This window comes from Candidatus Bathyarchaeia archaeon (assembly GCA_038873195.1).
In the GTDB taxonomy this organism is placed as follows: domain Archaea; phylum Thermoproteota; class Bathyarchaeia; order Bathyarchaeales; family Bathycorpusculaceae; genus DSLH01.
In genome coordinates this window covers 35388-56906 of record JAVZEV010000001.1, presented here as the reverse complement: position 1 = coordinate 56906, position 21519 = coordinate 35388, and the positions used below count along the sequence as shown (strand labels likewise).

Here is a 21519-nt window from a genome sequence, read left to right as displayed (position 1 = left end):
AGTCAACAGAGCCAAAGCAGTGATGTGACTCGACGGGCGAACTGACACCTTTTTCTAAGGAAAATTTATCAGCTAAAACAACGAATCACAGAAGATACGCGATTCAAGAATTGTTGGAGTGAAGTTTAGGCGGAGAAAGCTTGCATAAACGCAAAATCACAGAAGCACTAGATAGGATTTCATCAAAAAAAAGCGTCAAGTACACAGTATACTTAACTGCTGTAATTCTATTTTTCGCATTGATACTGCTGCCTCCACTTCTTGGAATAATCGTAAAATGGAACGCAATGCAAACGGTTCTAGACCAGCCAGACCTCATGTCACGCTCGCTGAACGCTGTTCAAAACTCGTTCCTAGTAGCCTTACTCGTTTCAGCCTTAGACGTGGTTACTGGAATTCCAATGGCGTGGCTCATCACACGCGGAAAATCAAAATGGCTAAACGTTCTTGACACGTTAGCAGACATTCCATTCGTAGTGCCCACGGCTGCGCTTGGCTATTCGCTATTGCTGTTCTGGAGCGAACCAAACGGAATATCCGGCCTTTTCGGAAACCCGCTTGCTTCGCCAGGCTGGCTTCTCGTCATCCTACTCCACTTCACATTCTCCTATCCAGTAGTAGTACGAGTAATCGTCGGAGCATTACTTGACTACAAAATTGAATATGAACAGGCTTCTAGAACGCTTGGCGCGCCGCCCTTCACAGCGTCAAGAACCGTCACCTTCGCAATCATTAAGCCTTCATTAATAGCAGCCTTCATACTAGCTTTTGCAAGATCACTTTCGGAAACTGGCGCAACCTTCATGGTTGCCGGAGCATTCGAAAACGGTCCAGTCTTCATACAAAACGTTACAAACGATTTCAAAGCAGGCACAGTTGGCAAATCCACATATGAAGGCTCTTTAGCATTCGCAAGCTTCATACTTATCGCCATCGCCGTAGCCATCTTTGCAGTAATCCGCATCTTAGGACCAAGACTAAAAATTCCAGCAAAAAAGATATGGCCCTCATGGGAGAGAAAACTGAGCTATTCAAAAGCGACAACTTCCAGAAACAGTGTTACGCTTTTGATATTTCTTGCAATAGTGCTTATTCCATCCCTTTTCGTAGCGTTGCCCGCGCTTCAAGCTATCTTCACTGACACGCTGCCAAAGTCGCTTTCTGGAGGAGGCATTTGGGGAGACTATTGGCAGAGTATTCTCATCTCATATTTTCTGGGTGCAGTAGTCACAATTTTAAATGTTGTGATAGGATTGCCAATGGCGATACTTATTGCACGAAGAAAGTTTGGAAAACTGCTCTCGGGGACGCTGGATGTGCTCGTGAATATTCCGTTAATCGTTCCTTCAATAGCCCTCGGCGTCTCGCTTAAATTTTTCTGGAAAGACACCTTTGCCTTCATGCCTGAAATGCTGCTGCTAATTTTTGCGCACTTAGCAATTACTTACCCATACTTTGTGAGGTCCATGTCCGCAGCCACAGAAAGAATAAGCGCAGACTTGGAAGAAGCCGCGAGAACCCTCGGCGCCAAACCCCTCGGAGTTTTCAGAACAATAATCTTCCCATTAACTAAATACTCCATCCTTTCAGGCGCAATAATGGTGTTCACAAGAAGCGTAAGCGAAACAGGCGCAACAGTAGCCGTAGTAACAACATTAAAAACCGCGCCAGTGGTTCTTGTAGATTGGGTTCCTCGGCTTGGTGTACAGAAAGTGCCAGCTACCCCATTAGAGATTGGTTTAGGCTGTGGATACTTAATTCTGTTCTCATTCATCATTCTACTTGCATTAAGACTCATTGTAAGAGGAAAAGGAAGATACTAGCATGATTAATATACCGCTTAAAATTTATGCAAAGACAACCAAAACAAACGCGGTGGGTGAAGGAGGCTAACAGATGCCAGATGTCCGCATCGTCAACGTAACAAAAAAATTTGGAAAAATCCTTGCGGTAAACAACGTGAGCCTCCACATCCGCGACAAAGAATACTTCTCACTGCTCGGTCCAAGCGGGTGCGGAAAAACAACCTTACTGCGGCTTATTGCTGGATTAATTCAGCCAGACGAAGGCGAAATCTACATTGGAGACAAGCTTGTGAATGATGTTCCACCAGAAGACAGAGACATCGGATTCGTCTTCCAAACCTTCGCACTGTTTCCACACATGAACGCTTGGAACAACGTAACCTACGGTCCGCGCGTGAAAGGCTTCGACATGAAAAAAGCAGAAACAATAGGACACGAAGTGCTTGAAATGGTTAGACTTCATGAGCGGTTAGACGCTTTTCCAAACGAGCTAAGCGGAGGAATGATGCAGAGAATCGCTGTGGCGAGAGCCCTAGCTGCAGGAGCCAAACTGCTACTTTTAGACGAGCCCCTTGGACAGTTAGACGCAAAAGTCAGAAATGAATTAAGATATGAAATAAGGAAAATGTCCAAGGATTTGGGGTTAACAGCCATACACGTGACCCACGACCAATCAGAAGCCATGGCAATCTCAGACAGAATCGCAGTGATGAAAAAAGGAAAAGTGTTACAGGTTGGCACTCCAAACGAGCTTTACATGAACCCGCAGAGCATTTTTGTGGCACATTTCATTGGAGAATCAAACTTTCTAGAAGGCTACATATCCAGCGCGAACGGTAAAAGAGCGACAATAGAGCTTCGAGGCGGAATAAAAGTTCAAGCAATTGACAAGAACATAAAAATTGGCGAGAGAGTCGTCTTAGCCATAAGACCAGAAACTATAATAGTTGAAAAAGGAACAAACAAAAACGCCGTTTCAGGCACAATAGAAAGAGTAACCTTTGAAGGAACAAACGTGCGCTACGAAATAAGGCTTGAAAACCAAGATTTAATAGTTATCGTTAAGCCTTCCCTAACTGAAGAATGGTTTAACGTAAACGAGAAAGTAAATGTGCAGTTTCCACCAGAAAAAACACATGTATTCCAGTATCCAGAAGCAGGATTAAGAGGAGAAATAGCAGTTGAGTGAACTCATAAAATGGTTTGAGAAAAGAAGAGAAACTAAAGCATTAGCAACCATACAACGCCACTTAGCTTTAACAACGGGAATAGTTGAAGACTTGGAAAAAGCAATAAGCGCGGCAGTAAAAGGCAACAAAAGCGAAATGAAAGAATACGTGGAGCGCGTAACGGGAAGCGAAAGAGAAGCAGACGCGTTAAGAAGAAAAGTCATGGATGAAATCTCAAAAGGTGAACTTTCACCCGTGGACAGAGCAGACCTAATGGACCTTGTGAAGAGAGTTGACATGGTTGCAGACTGGAGCAGAGAATCCACACGTGTATTAGGAGCAATACCAATGGAAAAAGTGCCAGACTCGATTAAGGAAGAATTTGTGGAAATGATAAAAAGCGTCAAAGAATGCGCAGTTTCCCTCCAAAAATGCGTAAACAAAATGATGACGAAACCAGAAGAAGCCCTTCAAGCAGCAGACGCTGTGGAACGCGAAGAAGAAAAAGTTGACGACATACATGAAAAAGCTAGAACTCTCTTAGGAAAAGAAGATTTACCAAACGCTGGAGTCGCAGTCTTAATAGGACAGCTCTTCGAAGCTATAGAATTAATAGCAGACGCTTGCGAGGACGCGTGTGACCAAGTAAGAGTCATAATGGTTCGAAAGTGAGGTGAGCATGCATGGCGGAAATGAAAATTGACATATCAGAACTAAAAAGAGAAGGCGCCGACATAATCAAAGAATTAGCTGACTATCTAAAAGAGAAAACCACAGCGGAAATAGCCGCTGGAGCGGATTCAATAACTGTAAAAGGCGAAAAACAAAGTGTTTCGAAAAAGTATCTTCGAGTGCTTCTAAAGAAGTTTCTACACAAAAAAGAACTCAAAGAGTATTACAGAGTGATAGGCGGCGAAGAAAATTCGTTAGTCGTTAAAGAAAAGAAAGTCGCTGAAGAAGAATAATTTCACTGTTTCTTTTTGAACGCTTCACGCTTCTTTTTTGCAAGGTCTTCTTGAGTCTTCAAAAGGTAATGTCTCGCCACGTAAGCGCTTTTGTAAGAGTCTAAAAGTTTCTTACTTGCCATGTGTTTCTCAGCGTCTTCAAGAAGACTATGAGCTTCGGTCAAAAGTGCGCCTGTTTCCATTTTCTTTAAATCCGGGTTTGGCTTCCACTTTGCCGTTTCGTTTTCGTTCGGAAACATTATTGAAAACAGAAACAGTGCGTATTCCAGCTCAGCCGCAGCATGCCAGAGGCTATCAGCAAATGAATTTTCATCTTTCTTTTTCAATGCTGAAACCGAATCGGCCATGTATTTCATCGCAGTTTTTAATGCCTTCAATATTTTATCGTTAGCAGCCATCGTCTCAACCTGTTTTAGCCATTAATACTTCTCGTCCTTTTTTATCTGTTTCGTCAAACTTGAATATCTTCAAACTTTCTCCTTAACTATAAAAATGATTCCCAACAAAACTAGAACAGCGCCCAAAACAAACTGGTAGGCGGGTATTTCTTGAAATAATGCTACTCCTAAAATGGTTGCGCCGACTGGTTCAAGAAGAGCTAAAGTGGCAGTTTCGAAAGATTTGAGGTTGGACAAAGAAGAAAAGTATAGCGTGTGTGCAATTGCTGTTGGCAGTATGCCCAGACCTACTAGCGGGAGAATAATCTCCATATTAAATGGCATCGTAAACGTTGAATTAGTTATGAAAATGTTCAAAACTCCAATTGTGATTGCGGCAAACGCGTAGATGGGCAGCATTAAAGCAAATATTGACATTTGACTTCGCACTTTTCTTCCATAATTAAGATATAAGGCGATAAGCAAAGCGGCTAAAACAGCTTCTAAATCGCCCTTTAAACTTGGAGAAACTCCTACAAACTGATTCTGCGAAGTTACTGTTTCAGCATAACCAATAACACATAAGCCTACAAAAGACAAAGCCAAACCAACCATCGCCAAAACAGAAGGCTTAAGCTTAAACACGAAAGCGGAGATAAAAACTGAAAAAATCGGCGTTGTGTTGACGAGAACCGTTGCGTTTAAAATTGTTGTGTCTTTTAACGCGGAAACGAAGAATATGAAGTGTAGAGCGAGGAAAACGCTGAGGATGAGAAGCTGTTTTATGTTCTTTTTTACGAGATTAAAGGTGAATGATTTTTTAAGCAGAACAGCCATCACGGACAGAGCTAAACAAGCGATTATCAAACGCCAGAACACAATGGAAAAAGTGTCTAAGTTTGGCAGAAATTTTATGAAAATTGCCGCCGTGCCAAAGAGAACCCCTGCAATTGCGCCTTCTATCAACGCCAGCCTTCTTGTTCTTCCACTCATTCCAAAGCCCTTTTTTGCCAAGTATGTATAAGCCCAATTTTAATAATTATTCCATTTCGTGACCAACGAACTGAGCACTTCTAACCATAACAAATAACTATTCTGACCAACCAAAAAGTAGAATATTAGAGGTGCCAAAAAATCTTGAAAGCAGAAAAAGAGCAGATACAAGAATCGGAATTGGAGAAAATTCTTGACAAAGCCGCCAAACTCGGAGTTTCTTATGCGGATGCGCGTTATCAAAACTACGAGTATGAGCTAATAACGGTTGAGAACAAAACTTTGAAAACTTATTCGTCAAGGAGATTAAGCGGTGTAGGCATAAGAGTTGCAATAAAAGGAAATGTGGGTTACGCGTCAACAAGCGACTTAAACCCGAGAAGTCTTGAGAAAACATTAGAAAACGCTGTTAAAGCCGCCAAATCCGTGGGAGGTGAGAAAAAACCGTTTGGAAAGTCTAAGGTTGAAGAGACAAACGTGAAGTTCCCAATAAAGGTTAATCCTTTTGATGTTTCGCCTGAAGAGAAGGTTTCGTTAGCGTTAGACGCGAACAAGTCCGCGTGGATAAGCGATGAAGTAAAGAGTGGCATGACATTGCTTGGTTGCTCCAGAGATGTTAGGCTGTTTATGTCTTCTGAAGGCGCTAAAGTAAATGTTGAAACGGCGCTTGTGGGTCTTTTTCACGAATCAGTCGCTAAAGTTAGCGGAGTCATGGAAAGAGTGCCCTACAGCGAATCCATGTGCGCAGGTTTCGAATTCATAAAAAGCAAGAACTGGAACTCTTTTACAGCAGACATTTCTAAACTTGCAATAGAAGCTACAAAATCGAAAACTCCGCCTCCAGGTACTTACCCGGTGGTTGTGGACCCGAGAGTTTTTGGAATACTGTTGCATGAGGCGTTTGGGCACGCGTCTGAAGGAGATTTGGTGTCTACTGGCGAGTCCGTGCTTCAGAACAAAATTGGCGTCAAGTTGGCAAGCGACTCCGTAACCATAATTGACGAAGGCACGGTTGAAGGAGGATACTTTTATCCCTTTGACGATGAAGGAACAAAAAAGAAGAAAACAGTAATCGTTGAGAATGGAGTTCTGAAAAGTTATATTTTGGATAGGGAATCTGCTTCGCAGTTTGGCTTGGAATCCACGGGCAACGGAAGAGCTCAAGACTTTGAAAACTTGCCCATAGTTAGACAAACAAACTATTACATGCAACCGAAAGATTACGCTTTTGAAGAGCTTATAGAAGATGTGGACTTTGGAGTGTACGTCGGAGGAAGAGGAACCACCGGCGGCGAAGTTGAAGTTGGCATGGGAACCTTCACTTTCGGCGTTGGTCCTTCCAAAATCATAAAAAACGGCGAGTTAACTGAAACCGTTAGAGGCGTGGTAATCAGCGGTTTAATTCTTGAAACATTAAAAACCATAGACGCTGTCGGAAATGACTTGCTCATTCAAACGAGCGCTTTTGGCGGTTGCGGAAAAAATGGACAAAGAGCCTCTGTGGGCTTCGGAGGTCCGCATGTTAGGGTTCGCAAGATGACGGTTGGAGGAAGGTGAAATTATGGAAATAGCTGAATTGGCTGTTAAAAAAGCACTAGAATTAGGCGCAACTGAAGTGGAAGTTTATGCGCAGAAAACAAAGAATGTCCGTGTAGAATTTGACGAAATAATCCAGAGTTTGAAGACAACTGAATCTGTAGGAATAGGCTTGCGAGTTGCGTTAGGCAGAAAAATCGCGACGTGTGCAACCTCAATTTTGGACGAGAAAGAAATCAGCGAAATAGTAGCGAGAACGGTTAAAATTGCCAAGGTAGCACCCGAAGACCCGCACTGGAAGCACATGAACAAAAAATTTGGAAAATCACCAGCACAAGAATATTACGACAAAACCTTAGAAAGCTTAGAACACGAGGAAATCATTGAAAAACTGACCCTTGCGATTGATTTAATGAAAAATTATGATAAAAGAGTCAAGCCCACACGTGGAATTTTGAATGTCTCAACTTCTAATGTTTCCATCATAAACAACTACAACGAAAGTTCGGAAAGAAGAGAATCCAACATAGAAGTTTGGATGAGAACGAAAGCGAAAGAAGCCAGTATGGAGAGCACGGGGAATGAACATCAAGAAACGCGATTCTGGAAAGAGACAAAATTTGAGGAGTTGGCTGAAAAAGCTGCGGAGAAAGCCGTGAAATTCCTTAAAGCCAAGCCTATCAAGAGTGGTCAAATGGCAGTGGTTATTAGAAACCAGATTTTCGCGAACATTTTCGGATGGATTTTGAACGGTCCAATAACTGCAGAATGGGTTCAGAAGGGCAGGTCACCGCTTGCAAACAAGGTTGGAACCCAAATAGCCATGGAAGACCTCAGCATAGTTGATGATGGATTAATGCCTAAGGGTTGGCGAACAAAACCATTCGATGACGAAGGACACCCAACACAGAGAACACCAATCATAGAAAAAGGCATTCTCAAAAACTACATTTACGATAACTACACAGCCACCAGAGACAATGTGGAGTCAACTGGAAACGCCTTCAGAAACTTCTATTGGATAAACCCGCAGCCAGCACCCACAAACTTAATCTTAAAAGCGGGAAAGACAACCATCGAAGAGATTATTCGAGATACAAAGAAAGGAGTCTTTGTGGAAGAAACTATTGGCGAGTGGCTTTCGAATCCCGTAAGCGGTAATTTAAACGCTACAATAAGCCATGGATACCTTATTGAAAACGGCGAGCTTGCGCAGCCAATTAAAGGAGCGGTTATTTCAGGGAACTTCTATGAACTTCTCAAGGATGGAATAGAGATAATAGGCAATGATTTGAGAAACAGTGCGCACTGTTATTCGCCAACAGTGAAGCTTACCAAATTAACGCTTGCTGGACAAGAATAGAAAAACACAATTATGCTTGCTAACCACTCTTTTTCTAATTATTTTTCGACTGACACTCTACTTTCGCCAGCTTCTTTCTCAAGCCTTATCACATGCTCAGCTTTTTCTGCAAAGGCTTCACTGTGCGTCACGGCTATTATTTGTTCTATAGCTTTGAAACGTGATATGGCTTCTGCTAGGCGGTCTATTGAACCGTCTTCTCTTCCGAGACTTTCGGTTGGCTCATCCAGCAATAGCATGCTTAATCCATGCCCTGTCCTCGACTGCATAATCAACTGTCCCAATCCAAGGCGATAGGCAAAAGCAAGCAAGGTTCTTTCGCCGCCGGACAAGTGTGAAACTTCTCTTTCAACGCCGCTTTCGCTTTTAACATACGGCGTGTAAGTCTCGTCGATTAGCACGTTTATTAAGGGTCCTTCGCCGCCAACTAGAGTGTCAAGAACTTGCTGAACAAAGTTTCTTAGGACTTTCACGAATTCAGCTCGCAGTTTGGGTTGAATGCTTCGGTAGGCCTCACGTATGCCGCCGATAATTTCGACAGCTTTGGTTATTTTTTCCATGCGTTCAATTTTATGCTGGGCTTGGTCAATTCTTTCCTTAATCTCATCTAAACATCTAAGGAGTTCTTTTTTGCGATTCTCTTTGGTTCGCAGTTCAGAATCTAAAGAGTAGTATTGTCGGAAGGCTTGTTCTCTTCGGGTTCTTGCAGTTTCCAGTTCAGACATGTCAAACATGCTTATTTCTGCTCTTACAGTTTCCAGTTGCAGCCGCAAGTCTTGCGTTAATCTTTGTTTTTCTTCGAATTCCTTGTAAAATTCGGTTAGTGCGTCTTCTTCTTTGGTAATGTTTGTTCTAATGTTATCTGCTTGCAAGGTTAGTGTTTGAATGTTAGAAAATGCATTGTTGGCTATGGCTTTTATTCGTTGCAGCTGTTCAATTTCGCTTTGAAGCTGCGTTATTGTTTGCTGTCTTTCAGTGTTTTCTGTTTGAATTCTCCGCATTAAATCATTCTTGTATTCTTCGTTTAATGTTTGCAGGCAAAGTGGGCAACGGTTTTCTGTGGAGAGTGAAGAGATTCTTTTTTGGTCTTCGCGTATTCCTTTAAGTGTTGCTTCTTGTTCGCCTTTTAAGGTGGTGATTCGCTCGTCAAAGCTTGTTAACTGTTGCCGTAAGGATTCAGTTGATTGGTTTGGGTCGATGCTTGCTTCTTTGAGTTTAGCCTTGTATGATTCGATTTGTGTTTCTATGGCGGATAGGCGCTGTTTAAAATTGTCTAAGGCGATTTTTTTCTCGTCAATCCTTCTCGTTAACGATAGCAACGCATCTTCAATGTTGGATAGGTTTGTTTGTATTTGTGTTTCTTTTCGTTTGAGTTCTTCGATGCGGTTTTTTACTTCTTCCAGCCTTTTAAGCGTCAGTTCAGTTTCTTCTAAGGCTTTTTTGGCTGAGTTCAGTTTTTTCGCGGCTTCTTCCATTTCGATTTCGACAAGTGAGAATTCTTCGGCTGTTCGGTTGTATTCTTGGCTTATTTTTTCCATTCCAACAATGTCTGGGTCTTTTTCGAGGGCTTTTCTTTCGCCTTCATACTCTTTCTCGTAGCCTAGGAGGTTGCTCCATGCTTCTTCGTAATCTGACAGCCCGAATAGTTCGTCTAAGCGTTTTTGTCTGTCTCTTGATGTGGCGTCTAAGAGTTCTTTTAGGTGTTCTTGTCTAACCCAAACTATTTCGCGGAAAAGTTCTTTGTCTAAGCCCGTTATTGCTTTGAGTTGTTCGGCTATGGCGTCGCTTTTTATGCTTGCTATTAGGTTTTCGCCTTCGAATAGTTTCAGTTCGTCAAAGTCTTGGTTTATGCCTTTTCCGCGTTTTTTTAGTCCGCGGATGATTTTGTAGGTTTTGCCGTTTTGGATGAATTGGACTGTGACTTTTCCGTGGTTTGCTCCTTCGCGCAGCAAGTAATCGTAGCTTCTTCCGATTGGGTCTCCGAACAGGGCGAAGTCTATGGAGTATAGGATGCTGGATTTTCCGCAGCCTAAACCGCCGACTAGGCAGTTGAAGCCTCTTGCGAAGGGCACGGTGGATTTGACGTGGGAGCGGATGTTTTCTAATTGTACGATTTCAATTTTCATTGTAGAAGCTCCTCGATGGTTTGTTTCACTTTTTCTTCTTGTTTTTTGGTTAGTGGTTCAATTAGGCTGAGGGCTACGCGTGCGATTTTTTCGGCTTCTTCTCGGGGGTAGCGTTCAGAGAAGATTTGTAGGAAGTATTCGAATGCTTTCGTTTTTAAGTCTTTGAATTCGCTTTCGAAGATTGAGCGAACGATTTCTTCCGAGACTTCGCTTTCACGCAAGGAAATAATTGGGTGCACAAGTAGAGCCTTTTTAACTGCGCTTCGGATTTTGGCGATGTCAACTTCTGCGCGGCTTGTTTCAACTGGCAGAGTTCCCCTCAAAACTGGAACAATTATGACGCCTTCCTCGTCTGCGTCTTTTACAAGTTGTGTGGCGAGTTCTGTAATTTTTGTGGGGTTCATTCCGGTGAAGTCTTGTTCTAACACGGTAAACTTGCGTTGAGGCTCAAGTTCTATGAACTCTGGCGAAGCTGTGCCTTTCTCGTCTACTTTGACGTGGTAGAAGCCCTTTCTTATTTTGGCTTCTGTGTAGTCAACGGTTTCGATGCATCCGCTGTAAATTAATAGTCCGTTTTTGAATTTTTCCTTGTATGGTTCGTGTACGTGTCCAGCTGCGTAGTAGTTGAAGCCTTCGGGAATAAGTTCTGGCGGAGCTTCAGCTTCCATGTAGGGCGGTTTGACGCTTGGAATGTCTAGAGCCATGTGGAAAACAAAAATGTTGAATAGTGAAGGGTCTGGTGATGGTTTGTTTTGTTCCATGAAAGCTGGAAGGCTTTCTTCGGTTTTGCGTCTGGTTCTATAGTTTGGCACGCCGTAAACATAGCATGAGTCTGGTTTGCGCCAGCAGGCGCCTTCGTGTCTTGGCAAGTGATAGATTAAGCCAGCGCTGTCTAACGGATTTAGAATGCTTCCAGTGATTATGTTGGGTGCTGAATCATGCGAACCGTCAACGGTTAAAACTGGAATTTCAGCTTCACGCAAGCGGCTGAATTGTCTGATGGCGTTTTCCAAAGTGATGTTTGATGGGCGTGCTTGGTGGAATAGGTCTCCAGCAATAATCATAAAATCAGGTTTTAACTCAATGGTTCTGTCGACTAGTTCTTGGAAAGCCTTGTCAAAATCCTCACGCCTAACTTCTAAACCGTACTGGGTATAACCTAAATGCAAATCCGCAGCATGAACAAAACTGAAACTCCTCAAATTCATCTTTCCCTCACTAGTCTTGTTAATAGTTAGATTTAGTCTGCTCGCCTATTTTAAATATTCAACAGCCAATAAACCCATGGCGTCCATAGCTAAACTTAGTGGGATTCCGCTTGGTATGATATTGCAAAAGGATAATAAATGAATTTTTGAGGTTTTTTCTTCGAAACCTTGATTTCCTTTTTATTGAATTATGCGTCGCAAACTTTTTAAGCAGTATAGAACGTTTATTATTATTGCGAGTAAGTCCCGTCCGAGGCTATGATGCCCGTGGACTCGGGATGGGAGCGTCAGGGCGGGGTTCGCATTTTTCATCGTCGCCATAGATAGTTGAAGTATTTTACTTTGTTTTCGATTATTTTGTAATAAGCGTTGTTGTTGTGTTCGTATTTGTGGAAGCATGCGCCTGCTAGAAAGTCGGCTGCTTGCAAGCATGGTTCTTTTTGTGAGTTTTCGTGTTGAACACTTATTTGTCTTATTATCGTGAGGCTTTGGTTTGTCCAAGGTGCTTGGGTTGTGAGCCATGATGCTTTGTTTTTTGCGTATGTGTTGAATGCTTCTATGCTTGAGCGTGGGAGGCTTTTGTCGATTGTTAGGATTAGTTTGCTTGTTGCTGAAAGGGTTGGTAGGATGTTTCGCATGATAGGGTCTACTACGACGTAGTTGTAGAGAATTGTTCGGTTTTTTCTTAGGTCAGGCTTTACTTTGGATTTTTCGAGAACTATAAAGCCTATTTCTATGTTTGTTTGGCTAATTTTTTGTAGAACCTTTTGTTTTATTATGCTCTTTGAGTAGGAGTATTTTAGTTCATTATATCCCCGGGCATATTCTCTTTTTTCGTGGAGTCTTTTGAGCATGCGTTTCATAGTTTTTGCTAGTTTGAATGGGTTTTCTAGGGTAAGGTAAGCGACCACAAAGAATTTAGATGCTTTTGCAGAGAAACCTAGGTCGCCGCTTTCATCCACGTAGGTGTAAAAGTGTCGAGCTTTTGCCATTTCTTTGACTCCGTGGTTGTGTTGGTTGATTGTGTTATTTTACCCATGTGTCTAGTCGTTTGGATGGTTCTAGCTTGAGTTTCTTTTCTTTTTTGGGTTTTTTGTGTGGTTTCCATTTTTCTGCTGTTTGAACGAGAACGTCAACTTCTTTTCTTTGAAGACGCATCCGCCTAAGCAATTCTAAACCTTCATACACTTGTTTACGCTCACTTTCCTTCAGTTTGAGAACATCAAAAACAGCATTATCAAGTTCTACTCTTGCTTCTTGCTCTAGCTTTTCATCACCTTTATTCTGAGCCTCACAAACCTTAGAAAATGCCTCTTCAATTTTTCGTCTTTCTTTTTCTGATAGCTTTTCTGGATTTAGAACTGGTAAATCTTTGCACTCATAAATCTCCAACTCCAAGACTCCGCCACCATAAAACCTTCCATGCAACTCAGCTAAGAGTGCAGTTAATGAAGAGTTGAGTATTCCTGCGAGAACATCGATATGCTTGGCATTTTTAGGTCTAATTTCATAAAAGGCTTTATCCGCTTGGGCTTTAGCTTGGTTCAACACTACGATAAATCTTTCCCAAATCTTGCAGGAAAGCAGGAGTGGAGCTGGTTCTCTTCGGGTTAGAATATACCAAATACTTCGGGATTTCAATGTAGAAAGATTTTGATAGCCCTTGATAGCTTTGCCCTTATCTTTTCCGCCTCTTACTCTTACTTCAACATTTTCTCCATGTTCAATATATTTCAAAATATTCTGGTTAGATAACTCTTCTTTTGATAAATTAACCATTAACAGCCAATCTGAAATGTCCCTGCTTCTCAATTCAATTTTAATGTTTTTCGGAGAAGTAACAATGGGTTCGAGAAACTGTTTCTCTATACCCCATAGCTTAATCTTTTCCTTGTCCAAATAGAAGAACTCGTTTGCTCCTGTTGTGTAACCTCTTTTAATGTCTGCAACCTCTCTAAACTTTATCATTTTTGGATTAGATAAAAGCTTGAAGTATATGGTTGGTGCTCTGAGGAATTTTCCCCATTTGTCCTCGGGTTCAAGCTCTTTCTGTTTCTTGACGGTTATTCCTATACGGTCATCTTCAAAGTCTTCTTTTGCGGTCTCGATTGTTCTAACCAATTCTTCAGTAGGCATGGCTTTCTTAATTCTAACAAACTTGACAAGATTGTCGTCTCTGTCTTCCTTCGATTCGTCCTCTTTTTCAAGAATGGTTATGCATGTTCCGACAAGAGCTTTCTCAAAGGCTCGAACATCATACCATACTATAGCATGAATCTTAAAGTGGTCAAGGAAGAACATTTTCAAGTCTTCCCCAAAGCCTACGTCAAGCCAAGTATCCGAAGTTATCTGTCCCATCATACCATGATTCTTCAGAAACTTCGCACTATGCGTAAAGAAATACGCGTAAATCCCAGCCCGTGCGTCTAACGGAATCTTTGAACCATCTGAATAGGTTAGTGCTTCTTCTCTGATTTGGTCCTTATATTCCATTTCCTCTTGTCTAGTGTAAGGCGGATTAGTCACCACAACATCAAGGTCTTTAGGAATAATACCCACAGAAGGTTTAACCTTAAAGAAGTCGCTAACAACCAAGTTTATGTGCCTACTCGCAACCTGAAGATTCCTAACAGCCAAATTAATACTCGACAACTGAGCAGGAAAAGGATTAATATCCACACCATACAGTTGATTCAAAATTTCCTCATGCAATTTAGCATCATCAGCAAACGGATTCTCCTTCTTCTTCAAATCCCTAAGCTTATGATAAGCCTTAACAAGAAACCCACCACTTCCACAAGCAGGGTCCAAAACCCTATCATTCGCCGACCTAATACACATCTCAGTAATCAACTCAATAATCGGCGGAGGCGTATAATACTGCCCAAGCCTATGCCTCTCCACATCAGGAATCAACTCCTCATAAACCCTACCAATAACATCACTTCGAATCTTAGACAAATCATAAGTCCCAAGCTCCTCAATAAAATCATTCAAAGCAAACATCAACTTTCTAGGCAACAACAACTGGTCAAGAACCATATGAGGCTCAAAAACAGCCTCATAATCCACATCCCTACAAACCTCATCAAAAGTCGCCCTAAGCCTTTCGGAAAACACTTTAGAGTCATCCGTCTCAATCTTCGTCAACTTAGGCAAAGAAGGAATCTGCGTCTCCAAAGTCTTATAAAACGTCAAACGATTCATCAACATATACGCAAGTTGCTCAGCAATCTGCTCATTCATCGCTGGTGAATATTCAAAAAACTGAGACTTAAGCCACCGCACATACTCCTCCTTAAAATTCACATCATCACGCAATTGCCGATTAAGCGACTCCAAAACAAAAGGCGTAATAAAAGTGTGAAAAGTCCTAAGCCTCTGCAAAAACACATCATCAAGCTCAAGCCATTTACCCACACCAATCCTAAACCTGCAAACCTCTTCCAAAAGCGTCTTCGCAAACTCCTCATCAAAAGAAACCCTATAATGTTTCAATTTCCTTTGTGGAAGAGGAACACCAGCAGTAAAGGTATCAAACAAAACAAGAACTTCACCATTACACGTAGCAAAATAAGGAGCACCCAAATCAACTGCGTAACCTGAAGCTTGCCTAATCACATCCTTACTGTAAGGGTCAAACTTACGGTCAACAAAAGGAACTTTACGCTTAGTCTCAATAACAAGAAGAGACAACTTCTTGCCCTTATCAATAGCCTCAACAACAAGGTCAGGTCTACCATTGATTGTAGGTTCAAACCTAACACCAACAAACTCGATATCATTGTAAGAGAACTTCTTAGCAACGAGATTCTGCAACACACGATAAAGCTCAATCTGAATGTTCCGCTCAAGCACCGACGCCAAATCAGCATCCCTTTACTACCCGTATACTTCTTCAAAAGCACATATTAGGTTAATGCAAAAACAAAGCTAAAATTGGACGCTTATCCAGTCTTAGCCAACAAAATCCAACAACCAAAAACCTAGAGGGGTCTATCCGATTGGCTGTTTTCCTCACCAAACAAGCATAAAAAACTACTCTCAATCACGCCACGTAAGCCACTAATCACACTTCTAACACCCCCTTTAAATCCCAGCAAAACCCCAAACTTTTCTTAGAAAACCAAGGAAAAAAGGAGCGTGCAAACCAAACCCTAACCCAAAACTCTAACCACGGTTTCAACCTATATATAAGGGAGGGGCTAGTCACACAAAGCACAACAAAAAAACAGAAACACATAAACGCACAACAAACACCATATCCCTAACCACACCAAAGGCGCGCAAACACACATGAAATGCCAAAAATGCCAACAAGAAACCTTCCTACCCTTCAAATGCCCATACTGCGGAAACTACTACTGCGCAGAACACCGCCTACCAGAAAACCATCAATGCCAACAAATAGAACTAGCACGGACACCAAAACAAGAAACCACACAACCAATAACCTTCCAAACACAAACACAAAAACCCTACGAAGAATACACAGTCACCTACATCCCAACCCAACCGCCAAAAACAAAAATACACTTCAGCAAAACAGAAACCAAACACCTAACAATAGCCGCACTACTCGTCATCGGCATCGCACTATCAATAGGCATATTCCCATACCAAACAATAAACGACCCCGCAAGCCTAACAATATTCACACTAATCCTAACCACATCCTTCTTCACCCACGAAATAGCCCACAAAATAACCGCACAAAAACACAACCTATGGGCAGAATTCAGACTAACATTCACAGGCGCAATCCTAACACTAATCAGCATAATATCACCACTATTCAAAATCATATCACCAGGCGCAGTATTCATATCCGGCATCACAAGCACAAAAAACATAGGAAAAATCTCCATAGCAGGACCAACGACAAACATACTATTATCAACCATACTCCTAACAACAGCACCCTTCATACCACAATACTACACGATATTGATATTCGGCGCAGCCATCAACACATGGATAGCACTCTTCAACCTCATACCCCTCGGCATACTCGACGGCTTCAAAATCTTTCTATGGAACAAAAAAATCTGGACGACCGCCTTCGCAATCAGCCTAACACTAACAATAATATCATACAAACTTCTATTCGACACACTATAACCACAAAAACAGAAACTTTTACATAACCAACACAACAACTTCTAACAGAACAAAAATGGTCAACAGAGACAGACACGAAATCGTCATAGACATACTAACAAAAGCAAAAAACGGAAAAAGAAAAACAGAACTAATGCGAGACGCAGGACTCTCATACCTCCAAACCAAACAATACCTCACCACCCTAATAGAGAAAGGACTACTAGAAATAGACAAAAACCACAACCTAAAAACAACAAAAAAAGGCCAAGAATTCCTACAAAAATGCGGCGAATGCCTCCTCACAAACTGGCACAAACAAAAAGAAACCAAAACAAAAAATAACTAAAGAAGCTCTATAGTCACATGCACTTCCTCAGGAACACGAATCCGCATAATACGCCGCATAACACGCTCTTCAGCATCAACATCAATCAAACGCTTATGAATACGCATCTCCCACCTATCCCACGTAGCAGTTCCCTCACCACAAGGCGACTTCAAAACAGGAACCCGCAAACGCTTCGTAGGCAAAGGAAGAGGACCAGTCATCTTAACCCCAGTTTTCAAGGCGATGGCTTTCAGTTCCTCACATACCTCTTCCAACTTCTTGTAATCCGTACTCGTCAACCGTATACGCGCTTTCCTAACCATCACCCATCATTCCTAACGCTTACTACTCCACAGAGCATTAAGTATTTACCTTTAGACAAATAACCGTGAATAAAAACTTATCGAAACAAATAACAACATTAAACACTTAAACAATAATAATGATAAGAAATGAAAGTTAAAGGAATAATCCTAGACTTAGACGGCACAATAGTAGATTCAAAAGAGGCATACTTGGAAGCCGCAGAAACCGCTTTTGCAAAAATGGGACGAAAAAAATTCAACAAAGCCACAGTGACAGAAATCCCCAGAAGACTTGAACAGAGCCTTCCAATACACGATTTAATAGAAGGAATTGACACAAGAAAATTCTTGGAAGCATACATTAACGCATATTATCAAGCAACCGCCACAAAAGCAAAACCATTACCCAACGTTTCAGACACGCTAGCGCAACTTTCAGAAAAAACAAAATTGGCATTACTCACCATGCGTTATGTACCCAAAAGAGAAATCATCAACGAACTAGAAAGCTTCGGTTTAGCAAAATACTTCAGATACGTAATGACCGCTTTAGACACACACCAGCCGAAACCTTCTCCAGAAGCACTAAAGAAATGTGCAAGACAATTAAGCGCAAAAGCATACGATTGCGTAGTCGTTGGAGATTCAATAGCAGACATAAAGGCTGGAAAAGCCGCTGGAACCAAAACAGTTGCAGTTTTAACAGGTATTTTCTCTCGAAAAGAGTTAGAAAACGAAAAACCAGACTTAATCCTAGAAAACGTCAACCAACTTCCAGATTTCATCGAATAACCCACAAAAAAGGCTTTAAGAATATTTCTATAACGGAAATATAGCTGAAAATTACCGAAAACAGTTATAGAACTAACCATAAATAAAGCTTAATTAAAAGAGCAAACTCTAGTTTAAGGTGAGAAGGCTTCGAGTGGATAAAACATGAACTTCATAGAAACGTTGCTGTCAGAAAAACTCAAAGATAGAAACCCCATGCTGGACGTTTACGGTTCAGACCGCAAAGTACTGCAAATAGCATGCCAAGATTTCACAAATTACCTTAAGATTCACTGGGACCTTGTGGGAAAAGAAGCAAACGAATGCGAAATAGTTGAGCGATTAGAAAAGTTTTTCAGCGAAAACCCCAACGAACTGGAAGAATTCTTGACTATTTGGACTGGAATATGGTTTAACAAATGGAAAGAACGTGTAAAATTGCTAATAGGCAATGATAACTCCAAAAGATGGGACAGAGTTTCAAAAGTTCTCAGCAACGCAGAGCCTTTGTGGAGAAAGCTGTCAAACCGCCAAGAAATGCAAGAAATAGTGACATCCACGCTCATTAGGAATGGAGAAATCTGCGGCACTTCAATTCTCGCGGAAAACCTTCTAAAAATGGAGTTAGGCGAGAAAAACAGAGATTTCAACAAAGAAGAAGTGCAAGTAGTCAACGTAGTCAATAACGCTTTGAGAAAAGCAAGAGAACTAGCCAGAAGCAAAGGCCCATTAATATATGTTAAAATCGATAAAGGCTATTATCAACCGTCACAGTAAACAAATTCGCCTAGCGTAATCTTTCTCTGTGAATGTTTTTTGTTCGCCAAGAATATGTCTTAATGACCGTTGTTTCTCCATAACCACAGGCAGCACAACGCTTCTTTGCCACATTATATGCTCTTCTTCCACATCGCCTACAACGTATGTGCGATTTTCTCCCAGAGCGTTTGCCAAAAGAGGGTGTTCCTTTTCCCAAAGAGTTGTCACCTTGGAGGTGGCGAAATCAGAATCACGTTGTCTCCGCGAACAATTATTAATCCCAGTTTTCTCACGTTCTCGGAGTTTGTGTTGTCTTCTGTTTCTTCTAGGACTAGGTTTAGATGTTGGTCGAATCCTTTCAGTCTTCCTCGTAGGCTTTTTCCACCTTTCAGTCTTACGAGTACTATTTTTCCGAGGTTTTGTTCGAGGATTTCTGTTGTCATTTCGCTCATTTTTGCGCCCTCATGCCTATAGTTTATGTCTTTTATACTTAAACTTATACCATTTAAACCTATCTAAGAGAAGATGCCTAATGTCAGAAAAAATTAGAAGGTATTTCTTGAAAGCTAAGGAAGCAAGAGACCTTTTGAGTGTGGTTTCTGAAAGGCTTAAGATAAGTTTGGAGCAAATCTCAGAAGGTAAGGTTAATATTGAGGTCATTAGGACAGAGTTTGCGGAAATCTTTCTTTTAAATGGCAAGCCCATTCTTGGTAAAGTAGGCGAAATTGTTTTTCCAATTTTGGTTTTCAAAGAATTTTTGGCTTCGGCACCAAAGGTTGTTGTGGACATGGGTGCTGTTCCACACGTTTGTAATGGTGCGAATATTATGGCGCCTGGAATTGTCCGTTTCGAAGGCAACTTTGGAAAGGGCGATTTTGTTGTTGTTGTGGATGAGAAGCATGGTAAGCCCATAGCAATTGGCGAAGCATTGCAGAATAGTGAAGAAATAAAAAAGGTTAAGCAAGGCGTAGTTGTCAGAAATTTGCATTTCGTTAGTGACAAAATATGGGTTTTGATAAAGAAATATGGCGCTTAGCTTAGTGAAGATTTAATCTTGATTTTGGATTCATAAAATACTTTTATAGTTAATTTTTATTAGTGATTCAGACGCAGAATTAGGAAACGCTTAAACTGTAGAAGCGTAAATAAAATTAAGAGAGGAGAAAATTGCCAGGCTTAAGCGGTTTAATCCGCAAACCCAAAAAAGCCGAGAAAGAAACTGAGGTTAAAGGCGTTTCTGGCAAGACGTATCTTAAGGCTATGCCTTTGCGTGATTTGGCAGATTTGGATGCCATTAAAAGCGAGGTTAAGTCGGGGAACATTTTGATTCTTAGAATAACTCCTCTTGCAAGCAAAAGCATTGATGATGTTAAGCGTGCAGTGAATGAGTTGTGCGATTTTGCTGGGTCTATTGGTGGGGACATTGCAAGGTTAGGTGAAGAACGCGTGGTTATTTGTCCTCCGAATGTGAGGATTTGGAGAGAGAAGATTCCCGTCTCGAATGAGCCTATACCTACAGCAGCTTAGTTGTGTGCATGTGAAATTGTTTATAGCCCCCTTATTTATACTCTGATATGACGTGTTGAGATTCTCGGATTTTCTGTATAAATGAGTGTGGCTTGGGATCATTCCTTTTGTGAACTGTTAGATTTCTCAACGTTAGTGGTTTTATGGTGTGTTTCTTTATGTGGTACTTTCCTTGAAAAACGCCAAGGTTGCGAAAAAGCTGTGGTGATTAAGTAGAGCTAGTCGCCATTAGCAGCGATAACACAATCGCCAAAAAAATAACATAAACTCAAAGCGCAACCCAGGACCATGAACACATGTGAAAAACCAAAAATCTAAACGTCAGTCGCGGTCTCAAGTGCGGGGGGTGGGATTTGAACCCACGAACCCCTGCGGGACAAGGTCCTAAGCCTTGCGCCTTTGACCAGGCTTGGCGACCCCCGCTGTGAGTTTAGAAGTGAAGTTTGTGCCTTTTATATTTACTTAACTCTGGAAGAGGCACGTAAGAATATTTAGCATGAATTGAAAAGTAGAGTGGAACCTTATCCTTAATAAGCTCAAGTTTTAAATGGAATATTTCTAACTGGGCAGATGTAAAAGTTGAGGGAACAGAGTCTTGAAAGAAGCTGAATTGAGGATAATTGCAGAACTAATGAAAAACTCGCGCAGAAGCGACAGAGAATTGGCAAAAGCAACGGGACTCTCACAGCCAACCGTAAGCAGATTGAGAACTAAGCTTGAAAAGGAAGGATACATAAAAGAATACACGGCAATACCAGATTTTGAAAGGCTCGGCTACGAACTCATGGGAATCACCTTCCTCAAACTTCGCAAAACACTTGAACCTGAACAAGTTGAAGAAGCAAGACAAATCGCAAGAGAAAAACTGGAAAAAAGCCGCTTTGGAATAATAATGCTTGAGAGAGGATTAGGGTTGAAGTACGATGGCGTTGTTATAGCATTATACCATGACTACGCAAATTATCTGGAACACGTGAACGCACTAAAGCAATTTCCCTATTTCGACATCTCAGCAATCGAAAGTTTCCTAATAAACCTAAGAGACACCATTCATTACCGCCCACTGACCTTCAAAGCTTTAGCAGAACACATATTAACAAAAAATAAACCAGCCGACACTTAACTACACAAGGCATACTTCTAATCGAAAGCCCTAAATTACATTATGAACGTTTTCTCTTGTT

22 protein-coding genes and 1 tRNA gene are annotated in these 21519 nt (G+C 41.4%); 13 read left to right on the top strand and 10 right to left on the bottom strand.

Features of this window, described 5'->3' with window-relative positions; translation table 11 throughout:
* The first annotated feature begins 140 nt into the window (after positions 1–140).
* The 4 genes from QXW63_00355 to QXW63_00340 all read left to right on the top strand — a co-directional run bounded on the left by QXW63_00355 (position 141) and on the right by QXW63_00340 (position 3939).
* A complete protein-coding gene (locus QXW63_00355; GenBank protein MEM3460352.1) occupies positions 141–1823 on the top strand; it encodes an ABC transporter permease subunit in 1683 nt (560 codons plus the stop codon).
* 73 nt (positions 1824–1896) lie between these two features.
* The gene (locus QXW63_00350) at positions 1897–2994 is read left to right on the top strand and encodes an ABC transporter ATP-binding protein (protein ID MEM3460351.1); all 1098 of its coding nucleotides are present in this window, start codon (positions 1897–1899) and stop codon (positions 2992–2994) included.
* Positions 2987–3646, top strand: a complete 660-nt coding sequence (locus QXW63_00345) for a DUF47 family protein (protein MEM3460350.1) — start codon at positions 2987–2989, stop codon at positions 3644–3646. The genes QXW63_00350 and QXW63_00345 overlap by 8 nt, the downstream gene beginning before the upstream one ends.
* A gap of 11 nt (positions 3647–3657) precedes the next feature.
* Positions 3658–3939, top strand: coding sequence for a 60S ribosomal protein L22 (locus QXW63_00340; GenBank protein MEM3460349.1), 282 nt, complete (start codon positions 3658–3660; stop codon positions 3937–3939).
* Positions 3940–3941: 2 nt separating this feature from the next.
* Here QXW63_00340 and QXW63_00335 read toward each other — a convergent pair whose 3' ends face one another.
* Entirely contained in the window at positions 3942–4337 is a 396-nt protein-coding gene (locus tag QXW63_00335) for a hypothetical protein (protein ID MEM3460348.1), read from the bottom strand.
* 69 nt (positions 4338–4406) lie between these two features.
* Entirely contained in the window at positions 4407–5309 is a 903-nt protein-coding gene (locus QXW63_00330) for a DMT family transporter (protein ID MEM3460347.1), read from the bottom strand.
* A gap of 144 nt (positions 5310–5453) precedes the next feature.
* On the opposite strand from QXW63_00330, the gene QXW63_00325 reads away from it, so the two are divergent.
* Both QXW63_00325 and QXW63_00320 read left to right on the top strand, forming a co-directional pair.
* Positions 5454–6866: a TldD/PmbA family protein gene (locus tag QXW63_00325; GenBank protein MEM3460346.1), complete on the top strand. Its 1413-nt coding sequence runs from the start codon at positions 5454–5456 to the stop codon at positions 6864–6866.
* A gap of 4 nt (positions 6867–6870) precedes the next feature.
* The gene (locus QXW63_00320; protein ID MEM3460345.1) at positions 6871–8208 is read left to right on the top strand and encodes a TldD/PmbA family protein; all 1338 of its coding nucleotides are present in this window, start codon (positions 6871–6873) and stop codon (positions 8206–8208) included.
* Between the two features lie 38 nt (positions 8209–8246).
* Here QXW63_00320 and QXW63_00315 read toward each other — a convergent pair whose 3' ends face one another.
* The 4 genes from QXW63_00315 to QXW63_00300 all read right to left on the bottom strand — a co-directional run bounded on the left by QXW63_00315 (position 8247) and on the right by QXW63_00300 (position 15400).
* Complete coding sequence (locus tag QXW63_00315; protein MEM3460344.1) at positions 8247–10334, bottom strand: SMC family ATPase; 2088 nt, start codon at positions 10332–10334, stop codon at positions 8247–8249.
* Positions 10331–11542 carry a DNA repair exonuclease gene (locus QXW63_00310; GenBank protein ID MEM3460343.1) on the bottom strand — a complete coding sequence of 404 codons (1212 nt, stop codon included), beginning with the start codon at positions 11540–11542 and terminating at the stop codon, positions 10331–10333. Before QXW63_00310 ends, QXW63_00315 begins: the two co-directional genes overlap by 4 nt.
* Positions 11543–11850: 308 nt before the next feature.
* Complete coding sequence (locus tag QXW63_00305) at positions 11851–12534, bottom strand: DUF3800 domain-containing protein (protein ID MEM3460342.1); 684 nt, start codon at positions 12532–12534, stop codon at positions 11851–11853.
* A 34-nt stretch (positions 12535–12568) separates the two neighbouring features.
* Positions 12569–15400 (bottom strand): N-6 DNA methylase, encoded by a 2832-nt coding sequence (locus tag QXW63_00300; GenBank protein ID MEM3460341.1) that lies wholly within the window; start codon positions 15398–15400, stop codon positions 12569–12571.
* A gap of 438 nt (positions 15401–15838) precedes the next feature.
* Here QXW63_00300 and QXW63_00295 point away from each other — a divergent pair, with 438 nt between their 5' ends.
* Both QXW63_00295 and QXW63_00290 read left to right on the top strand, forming a co-directional pair.
* A complete protein-coding gene (locus QXW63_00295; GenBank protein MEM3460340.1) occupies positions 15839–16663 on the top strand; it encodes an AN1-type zinc finger domain-containing protein in 825 nt (274 codons plus the stop codon).
* A 55-nt stretch (positions 16664–16718) separates the two neighbouring features.
* Entirely contained in the window at positions 16719–16991 is a 273-nt protein-coding gene (locus QXW63_00290) for a winged helix-turn-helix domain-containing protein (GenBank protein ID MEM3460339.1), read from the top strand.
* Here the strand turns inward: QXW63_00290 and rpsJ are convergent.
* Positions 16988–17296, bottom strand: coding sequence for a 30S ribosomal protein S10 (gene rpsJ, locus QXW63_00285; protein ID MEM3460338.1), 309 nt, complete (start codon positions 17294–17296; stop codon positions 16988–16990). The genes QXW63_00290 and rpsJ overlap by 4 nt on opposite strands.
* Positions 17297–17425: 129 nt before the next feature.
* Here rpsJ and QXW63_00280 point away from each other — a divergent pair, with 129 nt between their 5' ends.
* Positions 17426–18070: an HAD family hydrolase gene (locus QXW63_00280; GenBank protein ID MEM3460337.1), complete on the top strand. Its 645-nt coding sequence runs from the start codon at positions 17426–17428 to the stop codon at positions 18068–18070.
* A 144-nt stretch (positions 18071–18214) separates the two neighbouring features.
* The gene (locus QXW63_00275; GenBank protein ID MEM3460336.1) at positions 18215–18826 is read left to right on the top strand and encodes a hypothetical protein; all 612 of its coding nucleotides are present in this window, start codon (positions 18215–18217) and stop codon (positions 18824–18826) included.
* Positions 18827–18836: 10 nt separating this feature from the next.
* Here the strand turns inward: QXW63_00275 and QXW63_00270 are convergent, their stop codons facing one another.
* Together QXW63_00270 and QXW63_00265 are read right to left on the bottom strand one after the other, a co-directional pair.
* Positions 18837–19025: a 50S ribosomal protein L37e gene (locus QXW63_00270; GenBank protein ID MEM3460335.1), complete on the bottom strand. Its 189-nt coding sequence runs from the start codon at positions 19023–19025 to the stop codon at positions 18837–18839.
* A 7-nt stretch (positions 19026–19032) separates the two neighbouring features.
* Complete coding sequence (locus QXW63_00265) at positions 19033–19260, bottom strand: LSm family protein (GenBank protein ID MEM3460334.1); 228 nt, start codon at positions 19258–19260, stop codon at positions 19033–19035.
* An 80-nt stretch (positions 19261–19340) separates the two neighbouring features.
* Here QXW63_00265 and QXW63_00260 point away from each other — a divergent pair, with 80 nt between their 5' ends.
* Positions 19341–19844 carry a DUF1947 domain-containing protein gene (locus QXW63_00260; GenBank protein ID MEM3460333.1) on the top strand — a complete coding sequence of 168 codons (504 nt, stop codon included), beginning with the start codon at positions 19341–19343 and terminating at the stop codon, positions 19842–19844.
* Positions 19845–19975: 131 nt separating this feature from the next.
* Complete coding sequence (sepF, locus tag QXW63_00255; GenBank protein MEM3460332.1) at positions 19976–20335, top strand: cell division protein SepF; 360 nt, start codon at positions 19976–19978, stop codon at positions 20333–20335.
* 338 nt (positions 20336–20673) lie between these two features.
* Here the strand turns inward: sepF and QXW63_00250 are convergent.
* Positions 20674–20758, bottom strand: a tRNA-Leu gene (locus tag QXW63_00250).
* Between the two features lie 172 nt (positions 20759–20930).
* Between QXW63_00250 and QXW63_00245 the strand changes: the two genes are divergently transcribed.
* Positions 20931–21458: a winged helix-turn-helix transcriptional regulator gene (locus tag QXW63_00245; GenBank protein ID MEM3460331.1), complete on the top strand. Its 528-nt coding sequence runs from the start codon at positions 20931–20933 to the stop codon at positions 21456–21458.
* Positions 21459–21519 lie beyond the last annotated feature (61 nt).

Coding starts and splice junctions, on each gene's coding strand:
- QXW63_00310 (MEM3460343.1), bottom strand. CDS start 11,542: ATGAATTTGAGGAGTTTCAGTTTTGTTCATGCTGCGGATTTGCATTTA.
- rpsJ (MEM3460338.1), bottom strand. CDS start 17,296: ATGGTTAGGAAAGCGCGTATACGGTTGACGAGTACGGATTACAAGAAG.
- QXW63_00275 (MEM3460336.1), top strand. CDS start 18,215: ATGAACTTCATAGAAACGTTGCTGTCAGAAAAACTCAAAGATAGAAAC.
- QXW63_00315 (MEM3460344.1), bottom strand. CDS start 10,334: ATGAAAATTGAAATCGTACAATTAGAAAACATCCGCTCCCACGTCAAA.
- QXW63_00290 (MEM3460339.1), top strand. CDS start 16,719: ATGGTCAACAGAGACAGACACGAAATCGTCATAGACATACTAACAAAA.
- QXW63_00350 (MEM3460351.1), top strand. CDS start 1,897: ATGCCAGATGTCCGCATCGTCAACGTAACAAAAAAATTTGGAAAAATC.
- QXW63_00320 (MEM3460345.1), top strand. CDS start 6,871: ATGGAAATAGCTGAATTGGCTGTTAAAAAAGCACTAGAATTAGGCGCA.
- QXW63_00265 (MEM3460334.1), bottom strand. CDS start 19,260: ATGAGCGAAATGACAACAGAAATCCTCGAACAAAACCTCGGAAAAATA.
- QXW63_00305 (MEM3460342.1), bottom strand. CDS start 12,534: ATGGCAAAAGCTCGACACTTTTACACCTACGTGGATGAAAGCGGCGAC.
- QXW63_00335 (MEM3460348.1), bottom strand. CDS start 4,337: ATGGCTGCTAACGATAAAATATTGAAGGCATTAAAAACTGCGATGAAA.
- QXW63_00260 (MEM3460333.1), top strand. CDS start 19,341: ATGTCAGAAAAAATTAGAAGGTATTTCTTGAAAGCTAAGGAAGCAAGA.
- QXW63_00295 (MEM3460340.1), top strand. CDS start 15,839: ATGAAATGCCAAAAATGCCAACAAGAAACCTTCCTACCCTTCAAATGC.
- QXW63_00340 (MEM3460349.1), top strand. CDS start 3,658: ATGGCGGAAATGAAAATTGACATATCAGAACTAAAAAGAGAAGGCGCC.
- QXW63_00330 (MEM3460347.1), bottom strand. CDS start 5,309: ATGAGTGGAAGAACAAGAAGGCTGGCGTTGATAGAAGGCGCAATTGCA.
- QXW63_00280 (MEM3460337.1), top strand. CDS start 17,426: ATGAAAGTTAAAGGAATAATCCTAGACTTAGACGGCACAATAGTAGAT.